The organism is Sphingobium sp. SYK-6, from assembly GCF_000283515.1.
GTDB classification, from domain to species: domain Bacteria; phylum Pseudomonadota; class Alphaproteobacteria; order Sphingomonadales; family Sphingomonadaceae; genus Sphingobium; species Sphingobium lignivorans.
In genome coordinates, this window is record NC_015976.1 from 3184338 (window position 1) to 3196493 (window position 12156).

The window sequence follows — 12156 nt, forward strand, 5'->3', positions numbered from 1 at the left end:
ACCGCCCGGCAATGAATGCCGCCCTCCCCTCTCTGGATCGCGACATGTCGCGACAAGTTTCCGTGTGACGATGCTTCCTTTCACCCCTACACAGGTGCCATGACTATTCGCTCTGCTGCTGTTCGTCGGCTGCTCTCCGCCGCGCTCGGGGCCGCTGTCCTCCTGGCTTCGCCCCTCCACGCACAGGCCCAGCCGGCCGCTGCGCCCGCTTCCCAGTCCGCCGAGCCCCGCCCGTGGTTCTACGCGACAAGCGACGTGCCGATGGACCCCGCCTGGCATTTCGGCGAGCTGCCCAACGGCCTGCGCTACGCGATCCGCCGCAACGAGGTGCCCGCCGGTCAGGTCTCCATTCGCGTGCGGGTGGACGTCGGCTCCCTGATGGAGGAACCGCGCGAAGCCGGCTTTGCCCATTTCATCGAGCATCTCACCTTCCGCGGATCGCGCGACGTGCCGGATGGGGAATCCAAGCGCATCTGGCAACGACTCGGGGCGTCCTTCGGCAGCGACAGCAATGCCCAGACCTCGCCGACCGGCACGGTCTATGCGCTCGATCTGCCGCGCGCCACGCAATCGGGAATCGACGAAAGCCTCAGGATCCTGGCGGGCATGATGACGGCGCCTGCGATCACCCCGGAGGCCGTGGACGCCGAGCGCATGGTCGTGCTGGCCGAGCGCCGCGAGGGGTTGAGCCCGGCCGCGCGCGTCGGGGACCAGGTCCGGTCCTTCTATTTCGCCGGCCAGCGGCTGGGGCAGCACAGTCCCATCGGCACCGAAGCCACGCTCACCGGCGCCACGCCCGAGGCCCTGCGCGCCTTTCATGATCGCTGGTATCGGCCGGACCGGGCCGTCATCGCCATTTCCGGCGACATGGATCCGGCCGTGATCGAAGCCAGCCTGCGCGCGCATTTCGCCGGCTGGCAGGCACGGGGCGAAGCGACGGAACTGCCCGATTTCGGCAAGCCCGATCCCAAGGCCCCGGCCGTGAAGGTGATTGTCGAGCCCAGCTCCCCTTATTCGGTCGGCCTCGCTTATCTGCGCCCCTGGGTGTTCAACGAGGACACGATTGCCTTCAACGAGGCTCGCCTCGCCGACATGGTGGCGCTGGAACTCATCAACCGGCGGCTCGAGACAGTCGCCACCATGGGCGCGTCCTTCCTGCAGGCCAGCGTCGCCCTCGATGACAGCTCCCGGTCCGCCAACGCCACTTATGTGACGATCGTCCCGATCGGCAATGATTGGGAGAAGGCCTTGCGGGAAGTCCGCGCGATCATAGAGGACGCGCGGCGGACGCCCCCCAGCGCTGCGGACATCGATCGGGAATTCGCGGGCATGGAAGCGCTTTATGCCGCCGCGGCCGCCACCTCGGCCGTCGAGGGAAGCGCCCAGCAGGCGGAAAGTCTCGTCGCTGCCATCGATATTCGGGAAACGGTCGTCTCTCCGCAGGCGCAACTGGAGATCTTCCGGTCCGCGCGCCGCCTGATGACCCCGGATCACCTTCTGGCCTCGACCAGGAGACTGTTCTCGGGTGATGCCGTCCGCGCCTTGCTCAGCCTCAAGGCTGCCCAGCCCAATGCGCAGGCGCGCCTCGCCACGGCTCTCCGGGTGCCGGTGCAGCCTGCCCAGAATGTGCGGCTCGATGCCCCCAGCGTCACCATGGCCTCGCTTCCGGCGCTGCCCGCGCCCGGCAAGGTGGCGGCGCGCACGCCGGTCGGCATCCTGGGCATTCAGGATATCGCGTTCGAGAACGGCGTGCGCCTGCTCCTCAACGCCAACCAGGCCGAGCCCGGCAAGGTGCGCATCAGGGTGCGGTTCGGCCATGGCCGGCAGAGCTTTTCCCCGCGCGAGAATGATGCGCTCTGGGCCGCCCCCTTCGCGCTGGCGGCCAGCGGCATTGGCGATCTCGGCCAGCGTGAGATGACGGAGCTGATGAACGGCCGGCGGCTGTCCTTCGGCTTCGCGGTGGAAGACGATGCCTTTTCCCTGAGCGCGGTCAGCAGCCCGGAGGATTATGGCGACCAGCTTCGCCTGTTCGCCACGAAGCTCGCTTTCCCCCGCTGGGACGACGCGCCGCTGAAGCGGACCATCGCGGCACTGGACGCCAGCTATGATCCGGTTCCCGGCTCTGCGTCCGAGGCCATCAATCGCAATCTCGACTGGCTCCTGCGCAATCAGGACAGCCGCTTCGCACCGGCCTCGCCTGCCGTGGCGCGCACCGTGCTGACGCTCGATCGTTTCAAGGCGACATGGGAACCGCGGCTCGCCGCAGGTCCGGTGGAAGTGCAGATTTTCGGCGATGTCGTCGCCGAGGACGCGATCGCGGCCGTGGCCGCCACGTTCGGGGCGCTCGAGCGCCGGACCGATACCCCGCCGCCGGCCGAATATCGGGTCATGGGCTTTCCCCGCCCGGTCTCCTCCCCCATCCTCATCAGCCATGACGGGCCCGGCGAGCAGGCGGCCGCCATCATCGCCTGGCCGACCGGGGGTGGCGTGGACCGCATCCGCGAGAGCCGCCAGCTCGACATGCTGGCGCGGATCATCAACGATCGCCTGTTCGAGAAGCTTCGCTCGATCGATGGCGCGGCTTACACGCCGAGCGCCTCGAGCGTCTGGCCGGAGACCGCGGACAGCGGCGGTTTCCTCTTCGTGCAGACCCAGCTCAAGCCCGACCGCATCCCCTATTTCTTCGAGCTCATGAACGAGATCGTCGCGGACCTGGCCAACAATCCGGTGACGCAGGATGAGCTGGACCGGCAAGTGGAGCCAGTGCGGCAGCTGCTCAACCGGGCCGCCTACAGCAATGCCTTCTGGATGAGCCAGCTCGACGGCTATACCAGCGATCGCCGCAAGCTCGCGCTTGCCGCCAGCCTGTCGCGGGATCTGCTCGACGTGACGCCGGCGGACCTGCAGCAGCTCGCGACCCGCTATCTCGTGCCGGAGACGAGCTGGTCGGCCATCGTCCTGGCGCGGGGCATGCCGGTTCCGCTGGTCAGCAAGGCGATGCCCGGCAAGGCCAAGGCCGCATCCGCGCCCGCCCCGGCGCCCGAGGCCGCCCCCGTCACGCACTGAGCACTTGCGCGCGAGCGCCTGACTGACCAAATGGGAAAGGCATCATCGGCGCCTGCGCCGATGTCCTGCCCTTTTCCGCGAGTGCCAGCTTATGTTTATCGAGACCGAACAGACCCCGAACCCCGCCACGCTCAAGTTCCTGCCCGGCAGGACAGTCATGGCGGCGGGAACGCGGGACTTCTCCAATGCCGATGAAGCGGAAGCCTCTCCGCTGGCGCAGGCGCTGTTCGATCTCGGCGACGTCACAGGCGTGTTCTTCGGCCGCGATTTCGTCTCGGTGACGGCAGCCCCGGGCGTGGCCTGGAGCGATCTGCGCACCGACGTGATCTCCATTCTCCTCGACCATTTTTCGGCGGACATGCCGCTGTTCCGGGGCGGCAGCGCCCTTGGCATCTCGGTGCCCCCGGAGGAGGACCAGCAGCCGATGCCGGGCGACGATCCGGCCGACGCGGACATCGTCGCGCAGATACGCGAACTCATCGACACGCGGGTGCGCCCGGCCGTCGCCAATGATGGCGGCGACATCGTCTATCGCGGCTTCACGCGCGGCACGGTCTATCTGCGCATGCAGGGGGCCTGCGCCGGCTGCCCGTCGTCCACCGCCACCCTCAAGAACGGCATCGAACAGTTGCTGAAGCATTATGTGCCGGAAGTGACGGAAGTCCGCGCTGTCTGAAGACCGCTCAATCGCAACGGGTCGGGGGATCTTGCATGATGAGTGACAGGGAGCGGGCGAGCGCATGAGCGGACGCGTGCTTGTCATTGATTGCGCGACCCCCGCTCTCTCGCTTGCCCTGTTCGAGGGGGCGGATTGCATCGCGGGCTCGCATCAGGAACTCGGGCGCGGCCATGCCGAAGCCCTGCTCCCGGCGATAGCCGCGCTGCCCGATGGCGGACGCTGTGACCGCATCCTCGTGGATGTCGGGCCGGGCAGCTTCACCGGCGTGCGCGTTGGCCTTGCAGCGGCAGTCGCCCTTGGCATGGCATGGCAAGTCCCGGTGGAGGGCTATGGCTGCCTCGATCTGGTCAGCGTCATGGCCCGCAAGCGGCTGGCCCCGGGTACGCCCTTTGCCGTCGTCATGATCGGCGGGCACGGCGAACTGTTCTGGGCCCTTGCGGGGCCCGCGACAGCACCGGACGCTGGCGATCTGCTGGAGGTCCGCTCCACCCCTGTGGCCGAGCTGGCTGCTTCCATCGATGTTCCGCTGCTCGTCGGCTCGGGCGCGCGCCAGCTTGTCGAGGCCGGCGCGACGGGCGAGGCCTTTGCCTTGCTGCCTGACGCCCGCGAGATCGGCCTGCTGTCTCAGGCGCAGCGCAGCCGCCCGCCCCGGCCGGTCTACGGGCGCGGCGCGGATGCCAGGCCTATGGAGCCGGCCTTGCGCGCGGGCCGGGAGTGATGGCGCCTGATCTTACCATTCGGGTCAGCATGCAGGCCACCGATCCGGACATTGCGGATGCGATGAAGGTGATGAAGGCCGCCTTCCCGCCTCAATATGGGGAAGCATGGTCCGCCCCGCAGCTCAGCGGCATGATGTCCCTGCCGGGGTCGCTCCTGGCCATCGCGCGGCTCGGCGACATCCCGGTGGGGTTCGCCTTGCTGCGCAGCATCGCCGGCGAGGCCGAGCTGCTCCTGCTGGCCGTTCACCCCGATCATCGCGGATGCAACCATGGCAGGCGCCTGCTCGACCGTTGCATGAACGAAGCGGAGGGCAGCGGCGCGAAGGCGATGTTCCTGGAAGTGCGATCCGGCAATCCGGCAATCCATCTCTACAGCAAGGCCGGCTTCTTTCAGTATAATCATCGACCCGATTACTATGTCGGCAGCAATGGTGAACGGTTCGATGCGCTGAGTTACAAAATCATGCTGGGACATGATTGAACGATTTCGCGCCTGCCTCCCTTGCTCTTTCAAGCATTCGACATTAAACGATAATTCGGATCTGTGCTGGAGAGCACAGCCCAGGGTACCGCAAGAACAATACAACTATTGAAGGATTCCATTATGTCGGATGCAAGCGCCCGCGATGAAGTGCTCGTCACCTTGACCTCGGATATCGTGGCAGCTCATGTTTCGAATAACAGCGTTGCGGTTTCGGATTTGCCGTTGCTCATCCAGAACGTTTACGGCGCGCTTGCAGGTCTTCAGCAGGAAGCAGCTCCCGCGGCACCCAAGCAGGAGCCAGCCGTTTCGATCCGCTCTTCGATCAAGCCGGACTATATCGTCTGCCTCGAGGACGGAAAGAAGCTCAAGATGCTCAAGCGCCACCTGATGACGCATTATCAGATGACGCCGGACGACTACCGCACGAAATGGGGCCTTCCCGCGGATTATCCGATGGTGGCGCCCAATTATGCGGAGCAGCGCCGCAATCTCGCCAAGAAGATCGGCCTCGGGACATCGCGCCGCCGCACCCGCAAATAAGCCGGAACGATCATTCCTTCGTGATGGCGCTGCCGGCCCGTTCGGCAGCGTCATTCTCTTTGGAATTTGGCCGGGCTGCCCATTTTGACGCTTTCCGCGCGGGGAAATTCGGCTACACAGGAACGCATGACCCGGACAATCGATATTGAAGCGCTCTGCGCCGAGCGTGGCCTGCGCATCACCGAGCAGCGCCGTGTGATTGCTCGTGTCCTTTCGGAAAGCGAAGATCACCCGGACGTCGAGAAGCTGCATGAGCGCGCCTCGGCGATCGATCCCAACATCTCGATCGCGACGGTCTACCGCACCGTCCGCCTGTTCGAGGAAGCGGGCATTCTCGAACGCCATGATTTCGGCGACGGTCGTGCCCGCTACGAGCCCGCGCCCGAGGCGCATCACGATCATCTCATCGACGTCGAGACCGGCAAGGTCGTCGAGTTCGTCGACCCCGAGCTGGAGCAGCTCCAGCGCCAGATCGCGGAAAAGCTGGGTTATCGCCTCGTCGATCACCGCATGGAGCTTTACGGGGTCGCGCTGGATCGCGAGCGCAAGGACTGAATGAGGATTGCGCGGGCGCTCTGGCGCCTCGTCCTGCTGCTGGCGCTGGTCCTCGCCTGCCTCGTCCCGCATCTCATTGCCCGCCGCCGGGGTCCGTCCCGCTGGCCCCGCATCTTCCTGCGGCGTGCCGGCCAGATTGCCGGCTTCGACGTGCGCATCACCGGCACGCCGGTGCTTCACGACGTTTTCCTCGTCGCCAATCATCTGAGCTGGCTCGATATTCCGCTGCTTGGCGGCGCCACGGGCTGCGCCTTCATTTCCAAGGATGACGTGCGCACCACGCCGGTCCTGGGCTGGCTGGCGGCGCAGAACGACACGATCTTCGTCGCCCGGGAAAGACGGGGCGAAGTCAGCCGCCATATCGAAAGTGTCAGGGCGGCGGTCTCCGCGCATCAGCCGATCGCGCTGTTCGCCGAGGGCGGGACGGGCAACGGCAAGCACTTGCTTCCCTTCAAGCCGCCGCTGTTCAGCGTGCTCCTGCCGCCGCCCCGCAACATCCTGATCCAGCCGCTGCTGATCGACTATGGCGCGGCGACGTCCCTCATGGTCTGGCCGGACGGGGAATCCGGCATCGCCAACGCCTTGCGCATTCTGGGCGCCCCGGGGCGCCGCACCGTGACGCTGCATTTCCTGACGCCGTTCGATCCGGGCGATCATCCCGACCGCAAGGCTCTGGCAGCGGAGACCCGGCGGCGGATCGCGGAGGCCATGGAGGTCCGCGCACAGGCGGCTTCCTTGGTCGGCCCATCGGCTGTATAGGCCCCGCCATGACCGATCCCAAGCCCCAGCCCCGGACATTCCACGTCAAGTCATTCGGTTGCCAGATGAATGTCTATGACGGCGAGCGCATGGCCGAACTGCTGGCCGACCGCGGCATGACGGCGGCCGCCGAGGGCCTCGATGCCGATCTCGTCGTGCTCAATACCTGCCACATTCGCGAAAGGGCCGCGGAAAAGGTCTATTCGGACATCGGCCGCCTCAGGCGGGAAGACGGATCGCGTCCGATGATCGCCGTCGCCGGCTGCGTCGCGCAGGCCGAGGGGCCGGAAATCACCCGGCGCACCAAAGCGGTCGATATCGTCGTCGGTCCGCAGGCCTATCATAATCTGCCGGGTCTGATCGACGACGTGATCGCGGGACGAGACGCGGTCGACACGGACATGCCGGCCGCCTCCAAATTCGATGTGCTCCCCGGCCGCACGCGGCGCAGCAGCCCGACCAGCTTCCTCGCCGTGCAGGAAGGCTGCGACAAGTTCTGCACCTATTGCGTGGTGCCCTATACGCGCGGGGCGGAAGTCAGCCGCTCCTGGAGCGCCATTCTGGACGAAGCGCGCGCGCTGGTCGATGGCGGCGCCCGCGAGATCACTCTGCTTGGCCAGAATGTGAATGCCTGGGAAGGCGAGGACGAAGCCGGGCGGCGGCAGGGGCTCGACGGCCTCATCCGCGCGCTCGACCGACTGCCGGACCTTGCGCGTATCCGCTACACCACCAGCCACCCCAACGACATGGCCGACGGCCTCATCGCCGCGCATGGCGATGTGGAGAAGCTCATGCCTTTTCTCCACCTGCCGGTGCAGGCGGGGAGCGATCGCATCCTCAAGGCGATGAACCGCAGCCACAGCCGCGACTCCTATCTGCGCCTCATCGAGCGCATCCGCGCCGCGCGGCCGGACATCGCCCTGTCAGGGGATTTCATCGTCGGCTTCCCCGGCGAAACCGAGGCCGACTTCGAGGAGACGCTCTCCATCGTGCGCGAGACGGCCTATGCGCATGCCTTCAGCTTCAAATATTCCTCGCGCCCCGGCACGCCGGCCGCCGACATGGACGGCCAGATCGCGCCGGACCTGATGGATGAGCGGCTCCAGCGCCTGCAGGCCGCGATCAGCGCCGACCAGCTGGCCTTCAATCAGGCGACTGTGGGCAAGCGCACGACCATCCTGCTGGAGCGCAAGGGCCGCCACCCCGGCCAGCTCATCGGCAAGTCGCCCTGGCTCCAGTCCGTGCATGTGGAAGCGGCCGACGCCCGCATCGGCGACATCATCGAGGTGGATATCGTCAGCGCAGGACCGAACAGTCTCGGCGGCGCGGTCGTGGCGCGGCGCGCCGCCTGACGGGAATGCACCCCGCGTTCGGGCAGAAACTGGCAGGCCGCGATTATGTCGAGCGGCCCGGCGCCTATGCCTTCATTCTCGACGCCGAAGGCCGCCTCGCCCTCATTCGTCCGCAGGCGGGACGCCATTTCCTGCCGGGCGGCGGCATCGAGGCCGGGGAGACGCCCACCGACTGCCTGCTGCGCGAAATCGTCGAGGAAATGGGCTGGCGCGGACGAGTGACCGCCGAACTGGGTCAAGCTACGCTTTTCACACAGGGAATCGACGGGCGCTGCTGGACCATCCGCGCTCATTATTTCCGCGCCGATCTGATCGAGCGCCTGCCCATGGATGGGGAGCACGACTGCCTCTGGATGGCGCCTTCGCACGCGGCGCCGCTTCTCACCCGCGAATCGGATCGCTGGGCTCTTGGCCGGTTCCTGCTGGGCCGGGCGGACTGAGGTCCGGTCCGACAAGGCCCTCGGGCTTCCGGCAGGTCGAAACGGCTGAAACGAAGGGGGGCAAGGGACGGAGTGCGGTCGCCGACAGGCGGTTCCCACACCGCGCCGCGGCCTGGACGTTTACAAAGACGAGGAAGCATCCGCAGGCCTGCCATGGCGGCGGCGCCTTGTCCTGGGCTCTGCCTGTTGCGCCGGGCCCTGAGCAACAGGCGCGGAAACTTGCGTTTGACTGTGATGCGGGATCGTGAAACGGCGATGTCGTCAAAGGAGAATGCGATGCCCGGCCTGCGCCAAGATATAGATCCCGAAGGCCTTCTCGAATATTCCGTGGTCTTCACGGATCGCTCGCTCAATCACATGAGCCAGTCCTTCCAGCAGGTCATGCGCGATATTCACGCGATGCTCTGCGAGGTCTACGGAGCCGAGCGCGCCGTCATCGTGCCCGGCGGCGGCACTTACGCGATGGAAGCCGTGGCCCGTCAGTTCGCGACTGGCCAGCGGGTCATGGTGATCCGCAATGGCTTCTTCTCCTATCGCTGGACCCAGATTTTCGAGGCCGGCGGTATTCCCGCCGAGGAAATCGTGATGAAGGCGCAGCGGCAGGGGGACGCGGCAGACGATCCCTTCGCGCCGCCTCCCATCGAGGACGTGGTCGCCCGCATCCGCGCAGAGCGTCCCGCCCTGCTGTTCGCGCCGCATGTCGAAACGGCCTCGGGGATCATTCTTCCCGACGACTATATGCGCGCGCTCGCTGACGCGATGCATGAGGTCGGCGGCCTGTTCGTGCTGGATTGCGTCGCATCCGGCTGTGTCTGGGTGGACATGGCAAAGATTGGCGTCGATGTGCTGATTTCCGCGCCGCAGAAAGGCTGGTCCGCCCAGCCCTGCGCCGGTCTCGTCATGATGAACGGGGCGGCGCTGGACCGTTGCCGCGCCACAAAATCCACGAGCTTCGCTGCGGATCTCGGAAAATGGCTGACGATCATGGAAGCCTATCTGAACGGTGGCCATGCTTATCATGCGACCATGCCGACCGACGCATTGCGTGTCTTCCGCGACGCGATGGTGGAAACGAAGGCAATCGGGTTCGATCGGCTGCGGGATGCACAATGGGCGCAAGGCAATGCGGTTCGCGTCATGCTGGCCGTGCACGGTTTGCGTTCCGTGGCGGCGCCCGGTTTTGGCGCGCCGGGCGTCGTGGTGTCCTATACGAATGATCCGGCAATCCAGAATGGCAGCCGCTTCGCGCCGCTGGGTATCCAGATCGCGGCGGGTGTCCCGCTGATGGTGGACGAAGGCCCGGATTTCCAGACATTCCGGCTCGGACTGTTCGGACTGGACAAGCTGACCGACGTGTCGGCGAGCCTTACCCGCCTTGAAAACGCGCTCGACCAGATTTTCCCGCCGTCCGCGAGATCGATTTGAGATTAGCGGTGGAAAGGCGCCGGTAGAACGGGCATCATGGGCATTCGCTGCACCGCGCGCCGATAATCTCCCGAAAGCACCGTCTCGCCTCTTTGGGCGATACGACCCGCAAGCCGGCGGGCAAGAGCAGAACACAAAAATTCAGGGTCGTGCGCGCATTTATGAAATTATCCAGATTGTTCAGTTTTTCCGGCCACGATCTTGCCATCGATCTGGGCACGGTGAACACGCTCGTCCATGTCGGTGGCAAGGGCATCGTGCTCAATGAACCTTCCGTCATCGCCATCGAGACCATTGCCGGCGTCTCCCATGTGAAGGCCGTCGGGGACGAGGCCCGGCTGATGCTCGGCAAGACGCCGGAAGGCGTGAAAGCCCTGCGCCCCCTGCGCGATGGCGTGATCGCCGATTTCGACGTCGCCGAACAGATGATCCGCCGCTTCATCGACAAAGCGCTGGGCGGCAGCACGCGGCTGCGGCGCAACAACATCATCGTCGCCGTCCCTTCCGGTTCGACCATGGTGGAGCGCCGCGCCATTCGCGACGCGACGTCCAACGCCGGCGCATCGCATGTGCGGCTGATCGACGAATCCATGGCGGCGGCGATCGGCGCGGGCCTGCCCGTGACGGAACCGATCGGCGCCATGGTCGTCGACATTGGCGGCGGCACCACGGAAGTCGCGGTGCTGTCCCTGAGCGGCATTGCCTATAGCGGCTCGGTCCGCGTCGGCGGCGACAAGATGGACGAGGCCATCGCCTCCTATATCCGCCGCCATCACAATCTCATGATCGGCGAAGTCACGGCCGAGCGCGTGAAGATCCAGATCGGACGCGCGACGATGCCGGTGGGCACCGGCGAGGCGATGTCCGTGAAGGGACGCGATCTGGTGAATGGACGCCCGGCGGAAATCGAGATCAACGAGGCGCAGATCGCCGAGGCACTGCGCGAATCGGTGGGGCAGATCGTCGGGGCGGTCATGAACGCGCTCGAGGAAACGCCGCCGGAACTCTCCGCCGACATCATCGATGAAGGAATCACGCTGACCGGCGGCGGCGCATTGTTGCGCGGGATGGCCGATGCCATTGCCGAGCGGACCGGCCTGCCGGTGAAGATCGCGGACAACCCGCTGATGTGCGTCGCGATGGGCGCGGGCGTTGCGCTGGACAACGCCGTCTATGATGGCGTGCTCGCCACCGGCTGACACTCTTCACTGGCGCTCGGCTGGCAGCGCCTGAACAGGAAAAGGCATGCGGCCCGTTTCGAACCGCATGCCTCTTTCATAAGCCCGTTATCGGGAAGTGCCGGACCGTGAAGCCCGGCTACCCCGGGGTTCAGAAGCGGTAGGCCACGCCCGCCAGCACCTGATGACGCTCGAACTTATAGTCCTCGCCGCCAAGGTCGCCATAGCGATACTCGACGCGGGCCGAGACATTGTCGAGCAGCTTGCGCTCGACGCCGCCGCCGACGAACCAGCCATCATAAGTGCGCTTGTCGGTCAGCGTCGCGGTGCCCACCGTCTGGGTGAAGCGCGCCCGATTGTTGGCATAGCCGCCGCGCACATAGAGAAGATTATTCTCCCCCACGACATAGCCGGCACGGGCCGACAGGTCGAAGGCGTGCAGCGGGTTGATCGAGGCGTTATCGGGACCGGAGGGGCCGATGCGGTCGCTCGCGCCCAGCGAGAAGCCGGCTTCCGCGCCGAGGACGATGTTGGGCGCCACCTGATAGTCATAGCCGGCGAACACGCCACCCACGACGGCATCCTTGTCATCATTGATGGCGATGTCGTGGTTCCATCCGGCCTGAACACCGATATGCGGTCCCTGGAAGGACTGGGCGAGAGCCGGGGCGGAAACGAGCGCGGCAGCGGCTGCCCCGACGAGCATGAAACGGTTCATATTGATTTCCTTTCTTTTTGCCGGGTCCGGGCCGCCTGACCTTGAAATGGGGGCGGCTCTCCCGATCTTGGGGAGTGAACAAACAACCTTTTCGTTCGGAGGCCGTGCCGGATCAGAATGGGCGATACGCCCGCTCCGGTAGAACCCCTTTCTGTACTGACAGGTATAATAACCCGGATCGGGCCGCGCAAGTATATTTTTGTACCGAGCGATATTTTTCCGCCAAGCGCTCTTCCAGTCC

General features: G+C 65.8%; 12 protein-coding genes. 11 read left to right on the forward strand and 1 reads right to left on the reverse strand.

The window, feature by feature from the left end; all coding sequences use genetic code 11:
- Window positions 1-99 precede the first annotated feature (99 nt).
- The 11 genes from SLG_RS14535 (at window position 100) to SLG_RS14585 (ending at window position 11218) form a co-directional block, all read left to right on the forward strand.
- Complete coding sequence (locus SLG_RS14535; protein ID WP_148276611.1) at window positions 100-3066, forward strand: M16 family metallopeptidase; 2967 nt, start codon at window positions 100-102, stop codon at window positions 3064-3066.
- Between the two features lie 91 nt (window positions 3067-3157).
- Window positions 3158-3742 carry a NifU family protein gene (locus SLG_RS14540; RefSeq protein WP_014077251.1) on the forward strand — a complete coding sequence of 195 codons (585 nt, stop codon included), beginning with the start codon at window positions 3158-3160 and terminating at the stop codon, window positions 3740-3742.
- A gap of 64 nt (window positions 3743-3806) precedes the next feature.
- Window positions 3807-4463 (forward strand): tRNA (adenosine(37)-N6)-threonylcarbamoyltransferase complex dimerization subunit type 1 TsaB, encoded by a 657-nt coding sequence (gene tsaB / locus SLG_RS14545; RefSeq protein ID WP_014077252.1) that lies wholly within the window; start codon window positions 3807-3809, stop codon window positions 4461-4463.
- Entirely contained in the window at window positions 4463-4945 is a 483-nt protein-coding gene (locus tag SLG_RS14550) for a GNAT family N-acetyltransferase (RefSeq protein ID WP_014077253.1), read from the forward strand. The genes tsaB and SLG_RS14550 overlap by 1 nt, the downstream gene beginning before the upstream one ends.
- 123 nt (window positions 4946-5068) lie before the next feature.
- Window positions 5069-5488, forward strand: a complete 420-nt coding sequence (locus SLG_RS14555; protein ID WP_014077254.1) for a MucR family transcriptional regulator — start codon at window positions 5069-5071, stop codon at window positions 5486-5488.
- A gap of 126 nt (window positions 5489-5614) precedes the next feature.
- The gene (locus SLG_RS14560; RefSeq protein ID WP_014077255.1) at window positions 5615-6043 is read left to right on the forward strand and encodes a Fur family transcriptional regulator; all 429 of its coding nucleotides are present in this window, start codon (window positions 5615-5617) and stop codon (window positions 6041-6043) included.
- On the forward strand, window positions 6044-6802 hold the full coding sequence (locus SLG_RS14565) for a lysophospholipid acyltransferase family protein (RefSeq protein WP_014077256.1): 759 nt from the start codon (window positions 6044-6046) through the stop codon (window positions 6800-6802).
- A gap of 8 nt (window positions 6803-6810) precedes the next feature.
- Window positions 6811-8154, forward strand: coding sequence for a tRNA (N6-isopentenyl adenosine(37)-C2)-methylthiotransferase MiaB (miaB, locus tag SLG_RS14570; RefSeq protein WP_014077257.1), 1344 nt, complete (start codon window positions 6811-6813; stop codon window positions 8152-8154).
- A 5-nt stretch (window positions 8155-8159) separates the two neighbouring features.
- Entirely contained in the window at window positions 8160-8594 is a 435-nt protein-coding gene (locus SLG_RS20515; protein ID WP_014077258.1) for an NUDIX hydrolase, read from the forward strand.
- A 276-nt stretch (window positions 8595-8870) separates the two neighbouring features.
- Window positions 8871-10019 (forward strand): aminotransferase class V-fold PLP-dependent enzyme, encoded by a 1149-nt coding sequence (locus SLG_RS14580; RefSeq protein ID WP_014077259.1) that lies wholly within the window; start codon window positions 8871-8873, stop codon window positions 10017-10019.
- Window positions 10020-10180: 161 nt separating this feature from the next.
- Window positions 10181-11218, forward strand: a complete 1038-nt coding sequence (locus tag SLG_RS14585; RefSeq protein ID WP_014077260.1) for a rod shape-determining protein — start codon at window positions 10181-10183, stop codon at window positions 11216-11218.
- 130 nt (window positions 11219-11348) lie between these two features.
- On the opposite strand, the gene SLG_RS14590 is transcribed toward SLG_RS14585, so the two are convergent.
- Entirely contained in the window at window positions 11349-11915 is a 567-nt protein-coding gene (locus tag SLG_RS14590) for an outer membrane protein (protein WP_014077261.1), read from the reverse strand.
- Window positions 11916-12156: the final 241 nt, after the last annotated feature.

What these genes read in the sequence shown, in the direction of transcription:
- SLG_RS14590 (WP_014077261.1), bottom strand. Translation starts at nt 11,915, where the DNA reads ATGAACCGTTTCATGCTCGTCGGGGCAGCCGCTGCCGCGCTCGTTTCC.
- SLG_RS20515 (WP_014077258.1), top strand. Translation starts at nt 8,160, where the DNA reads ATGCACCCCGCGTTCGGGCAGAAACTGGCAGGCCGCGATTATGTCGAG.
- SLG_RS14555 (WP_014077254.1), top strand. Translation starts at nt 5,069, where the DNA reads ATGTCGGATGCAAGCGCCCGCGATGAAGTGCTCGTCACCTTGACCTCG.
- SLG_RS14560 (WP_014077255.1), top strand. Translation starts at nt 5,615, where the DNA reads ATGACCCGGACAATCGATATTGAAGCGCTCTGCGCCGAGCGTGGCCTG.
- SLG_RS14535 (WP_148276611.1), top strand. Translation starts at nt 100, where the DNA reads ATGACTATTCGCTCTGCTGCTGTTCGTCGGCTGCTCTCCGCCGCGCTC.
- SLG_RS14550 (WP_014077253.1), top strand. Translation starts at nt 4,463, where the DNA reads ATGGCGCCTGATCTTACCATTCGGGTCAGCATGCAGGCCACCGATCCG.
- SLG_RS14540 (WP_014077251.1), top strand. Translation starts at nt 3,158, where the DNA reads ATGTTTATCGAGACCGAACAGACCCCGAACCCCGCCACGCTCAAGTTC.
- miaB (WP_014077257.1), top strand. Translation starts at nt 6,811, where the DNA reads ATGACCGATCCCAAGCCCCAGCCCCGGACATTCCACGTCAAGTCATTC.
- SLG_RS14565 (WP_014077256.1), top strand. Translation starts at nt 6,044, where the DNA reads ATGAGGATTGCGCGGGCGCTCTGGCGCCTCGTCCTGCTGCTGGCGCTG.
- SLG_RS14585 (WP_014077260.1), top strand. Translation starts at nt 10,181, where the DNA reads ATGAAATTATCCAGATTGTTCAGTTTTTCCGGCCACGATCTTGCCATC.
- SLG_RS14580 (WP_014077259.1), top strand. Translation starts at nt 8,871, where the DNA reads ATGCCCGGCCTGCGCCAAGATATAGATCCCGAAGGCCTTCTCGAATAT.
- tsaB (WP_014077252.1), top strand. Translation starts at nt 3,807, where the DNA reads ATGAGCGGACGCGTGCTTGTCATTGATTGCGCGACCCCCGCTCTCTCG.